Annotated in this window: 1 protein-coding gene; it reads left to right on the top strand. The window is 45.1% G+C overall.

Going from position 1 to position 698, the window contains the following annotated elements:
- Positions 1–111: 111 nt before the first annotated feature.
- On the top strand, positions 112–698 hold a 587-nt coding region (locus tag R7Z50_RS27600), incomplete at its 3' end, for an iron-containing alcohol dehydrogenase (RefSeq protein WP_318149768.1).

Genomic DNA, 698 nt, shown 5'->3' with positions numbered 1-698 from the left:
CATAAAAACATACTTTTTGAAGGGTTATTGATGGCAAGGTGGATTGGGTCAACTTTTTTTAACGCAAACCATAGCAATCTATTAAAAGTTGTCGTTTTGGGGAGGAAGTGTATGTTTCAGTTTATGACTGCAACACGGATTATTTTCGGTGAAGGAGCGCTCCAATCTTCACTATCAGTTATCAATCAATTTGGGTATAGCGTCTTGCTCGTGACGGGAAAAGAGACTCAGCGCGCCACACCCATCATCAATTATCTCAAAGCTCAAAATATGCGTTATCAGCACGTCGCCATCAATGGGGAGCCCAACATTACGATGGTGGAAGAAACGGCGGTACTCGGGCGAAAATTTCAACCTGATATGGTCATCGCGATCGGCGGTGGTAGCGTCATCGACATGGGCAAGGCATTGGCCGCAATCATTCCCAATCAGGGTAATGTCTACGATTATGTGGAAGTAGTTGGAAGAAACGTTCCTCTCAAAGCAAAACCGATTCACTTCATCGCGATTCCCACAACTGCGAGTACTGGCTCAGAAGTGACTAGAAATGCCGTTCTTAAGTCTGGGCAGGACAAAGTAAAAGTAAGTTTAAGAAGTCCGGACATGTTGGCTGACGTTGCGATTGTCGACCCAACATTGACTTATGGGACTGATCAATACACATCTGGACGAGGCGCTATGGATGCATTTACGCATCT

It is taken from the genome of Vibrio sp. 1249-1 (assembly GCF_033340495.1).
This window is presented reverse-complemented; position numbering and strand designations above follow the sequence as displayed.